The organism is Pseudonocardia sp. NPDC049154 (genome assembly GCF_040648315.1).
In the GTDB taxonomy this organism is placed as follows: domain Bacteria; phylum Actinomycetota; class Actinomycetes; order Mycobacteriales; family Pseudonocardiaceae; genus Pseudonocardia.
The window spans coordinates 1-3,467 of sequence record NZ_JBEZDN010000240.1 but is presented as its reverse complement, the minus strand read 5'-3'; the positions used below and the strand labels follow the sequence as shown (position 1 = coordinate 3,467).

General features: G+C 73.1%; 2 protein-coding genes and 1 pseudogene. All 3 read right to left on the bottom strand.

All coding sequences use genetic code 11. From position 1 onward, the window contains the following. A pseudogene (locus tag AB0B41_RS42875) lies at positions 1-137 on the bottom strand (DNA-binding response regulator); the annotation flags it as partial. A gap of 77 nt (positions 138-214) precedes the next feature. Further along, a complete protein-coding gene (locus AB0B41_RS42870; protein WP_358212950.1) occupies positions 215-385 on the bottom strand; it encodes a PIN domain-containing protein in 171 nt (56 codons plus the stop codon). Between the two features lie 78 nt (positions 386-463). Next, a partial coding sequence (locus AB0B41_RS42865; RefSeq protein WP_358212948.1) for a DUF3427 domain-containing protein occupies positions 464-3,467 on the bottom strand: 3,004 nt, incomplete at its 5' end.

Below are 3,467 nucleotides of genomic sequence, written 5' to 3'. Positions count from 1 at the left end.
CGCATGTCCCGCACGGCGGGCAGCGCCCGGGTCCCGTCCCCGACCACGGCGGTGTCGAAGCCCTCGCCCCGCAGGACGATGGTCAGCATCTCGGCCAGGGCCGGGTCGTCGTCGACCACCAGAACGCGCGACTTCATGGGAGGAAGCATCCCACTGACGTCCGACGGTCCCGTCCCGACCCGCGACTTGCCGCGTGTCGATCACCGCCCGGGGGTCACTCCGCCGCGGGAAGGACGACGACCTGGTACGCGTCGATCGCCGGGTCGGCCGTGACCAGCGTCAGCCCTTCGAGCCTGGCCTGAGCGACGAGCACGCGGTCGAAGGGATCGCGGTGGTGGGCCGGGAGGGCCGCGGCCGCCCGGGCGTGGGCCGCGGTGATCGGCAGCTCACGGAAGCCCCCCGACCGCGTTCAGCTGCTCCGGCACGGAATCACCCTGTCCCGGTCGGACCAGACCTGACCAGATCAGCCCGCCACCACGCTCGCCGCGAGGAAGGTCTCCCCCGGCATCTCCCGGCGCAGCCGCCAGACCATCGAGATCGGCTTCTCCCCCTCGTGCGAGACGTACTCGCAGGTCCCGGGGCAGAGGAACGGGGCGGCGCCGATGTCGTCGTGCTTCGTCTCCCGCACGAACAGGACGACGTGCGTGCCCCGCTCCCGGTGGTGCAGGTACCGCTGCCCCGTCGCGGAGGCGACGGTCGTGGCGTTCTGCGACTCCCAGTGGAAGAGGTCGGGCCGCTGGGCGTAGTCGCGGTACATGGTGGTCGGCGAGAAGTCCCGCTCGGTCTTGCGGAGGTTGACGAAGAAGGCGTCCGTGCGCGTCTCCGGCGCCCAGACCACGCCGGCCGCGTGCCCGTACGCCTTCCGCTCGAGCGAGGCCCAGTCCAGTGCGGCGAGCACCTCCTCGCGCCGGTAGTGCGCGTGGCTCTGCAGCGGCACGTGCTGCAGCCCCTCGCCGAGGGACCGCGGGACGTGCCGCGCCCGGTCGAGGGTCAGCGCGGTGAGCTCGCGCAGCTCGGCACACACGGCGGGGTGCCGGCGCAGGTGGGCGAGGCCCTCCTCGTAGTGCGCGAACCCGCCGCGGGCCGGCCAGACCAGGAAGAACAGCATCCGGGCGAGCCGCTGCTCGCGCTCGGTCAGGTCGGCGTAGCGCGGGCCGGCGGGGTCGGCGAGCTGCGCGTAGACGGAGGCCCGCTCGGGGTCGTCGACGTGCGTGAACAGGGCCAGCCGCGTGAGCAGCGCGGCCTCGCCCGGACCGGGGTCGGGCGCGGGCAGCCCGGCCTCGCGGCGCAGCGCCGTCCACGAGCCGCCGGAGCGGTAGACGTCGGCCAGGTCCCGGTCCGCCTCGCGCAAGTAGTCGGCCAGCCCGACGTCGCCGTACGAGCGGACGTCGGCCACCAGGTCGGCCTTCCGCAGCCGCAGCTGCCCCTTCACGTTCTCGAGCACCGTCCGACGGGCGACCGGGTCGAGGACCAGCGCGGACCCCGCGGGCAGATACGGGAAACCCTGCTCGACGTCCTCGATCAGCCGCCGCCGCGAGCTGCCGGTCAGCGCCCGGTACCGCAGGTCGAACCGGAAGTCGCGGCGGTGCTGCCCGATGAAGTCCAGCACCGTGAGCACCGCCTTCCCCGGCGTCCGGCGCAGCCCGCGGCCGAGCTGCTGCAGGAACACGGTGGCGCTCTGCGTCGGCCGCAGCAGCAGGACGGTGTCGATCTCGGGGATGTCGAGGCCCTCGTTGAAGAGGTCCACAGCGAACAGGCAGTTCACCTCGCGCTCGCGCAGCCGGCGCAGGGCCTCCTCCCGCTCGGGCCGCGGCGTCGCCCCGGAGACCGCGAGGCTCGGGATGCCGGCCCGCGTGAACACCTCCGCCATGTACTCCGCGTGCGCCACCGAGACGCAGAAGCCGAGCGCGCGCATCCACCGGACGTCCGTGACCTTGTCGCGCACCTGCCGGACGACCATCGCCGCCCGCAGGTCGTTGCCGGTGTAGAGACTATCGAGCGCGGCGGGGTCGTAGGAGCCGCGCTTCCACTCGACGCCGCGCAGGTCCACCTCGTCGGCCACCCCGAAGTAGTGGAAGGGGACGAGCAGGTCGGCGTCGAGGGCGTCCCAGAGCCGTAGCTCGAAGGCGCTGCGGCCGTCGAAGAAGCGCCGGACGTCCGTGCCGTCGGTGCGTTCGGGCGTCGCCGTGAGACCGAGCAGCTCGCGGGGCTGCAGGCGGGCCAGCAGCCGGCGGTAGGTCGCGGCCTCGGCGTGGTGGAACTCGTCGACGACGACCACGTCGAAGTGGTCGGGCGGGAGCCGGTCGATCCCGTACGCGTGCAGCGACTGCACGCTCGCGAACACGTGGGTCCAGCGCTCGGGCCGCTCGCCGTCGACGTAGACCTCGCCGAACGCGCCGTCGGCCAGCACCGCCCGGTACGTGCGGCGGGACTGGTCGAGGATCTCCTTGCGGTGGGCGACGAAGAGCAGCCGGCCCCCCAACCGGGCGTAGTCCAGGGCCGCGACCACGGTCTTTCCTGTGCCGGTCGCCGCGACGACGAGGTTGCGGTGCCGGTCGTGCACCTCCCGCTCCGCCGCGAGCGCCTCGAGGATCTGCGCCTGGTGCGGCCGCGCGGTGACCTCGAGCCCGGTGAGCGGGGTGACGTCCACCCGGTTGCGGCCCAGCGCCTGCGCCAGCCGCTCGACGTCGGCCGGGTCCTCCGGGTCGTACGGCACGAACTCCGGGTTCGCCCAGTAACTGTCGAAGGTGGTCTCGAACTTCCGGATCAGGTGTCCGGTGCCGACGGACGACAGCCGGACGTTCCACTCCAGTCCGTCGACCAGCGCCGACCGGGACAGGTTGCTGCTGCCGACGAAGGCGGTGTCGAAGGTCGAGTTCCGCCTGAACAACCAGGCCTTCGCGTGCAGCCGGGTCGACGCGCTGGCGTAGCTGATCTTCACCTCCGCCCCGTAGCGGCGGACCAGCTCGTCGACCGCCCGCTGCTCGGTGGCGCCCATGTAGGTCGTGGTGATCACGCGGAACGGGATCCCGCGCTCGCGCAGCCGCGCCAGCTCGTCGCCGAGCACCCGCAGGCCGTGCCAGCGGATGAACGCGCAGAGCAGGTCGACCCGGTCGGCGGAGACCAGCTCCGAGTTCAGCGCCGCCATCAGCGACGGCTCGCCGTGCGCGTTGGTCAGCAGGGCCGCCGACGACAGCGGGGTCACCGGCCGGACGAGCTGGTGCACCCCCGGCGCGATCTGCCGGGTCAGCACCACGAGCTGCTCCACCGCCTCGGCGAGGCGCTGGTCGTGCGCGTCGAGCCGATCGAGCAAGCGGTTGACCAGGTCCACCCGACCGGACTCCGACGGCGTTGCCTTCAGCGCCCGTTCGACGGCGGCCGCGACGTGCCGGGTCAACACCTCGGCCTGGTTCGCCTCCTCGACCGATGCCCACTGCGGCACCAGCTCCGCGACGCGTGCCAGGTCG